Annotated in this window: 1 pseudogene; it reads right to left on the bottom strand. The window is 40.7% G+C overall.

Annotated elements, in window-relative coordinates:
- Window positions 1-258: pseudogene (locus AAEY62_RS23285) on the bottom strand (flagellin); the annotation flags it as partial.

The following is a 258-nucleotide window of genomic DNA, read 5'->3' as shown; positions in this document are numbered from 1 at the left end:
CAGTAAAGCTTACTGACTGTGAGCCTGCTGCAGTTGTAACGCCAAATGTAATAGTTTCATCTGCAATACCTATATTAGCTGCAGTAAATGCTGGTACGGCTGCTGACTGCCCGCTTACAACTCCTAAATCAGTTGCTTTAAAACCATCAATAGTAACGTCAATGACTTCATTGGCATTGGCACCAACTTGGAATGATTTTGTTTCGAATGTTCCATCTAATAACTTTTGCCCACCAAAAGAAGTCGTATCTGCAATAC

It is taken from the genome of Pseudoalteromonas sp. GW168-MNA-CIBAN-0100, assembly GCF_040309225.1.
GTDB classification, from domain to species: domain Bacteria; phylum Pseudomonadota; class Gammaproteobacteria; order Enterobacterales; family Alteromonadaceae; genus Pseudoalteromonas; species Pseudoalteromonas arctica.
This window is presented reverse-complemented; position numbering and strand designations above follow the sequence as displayed.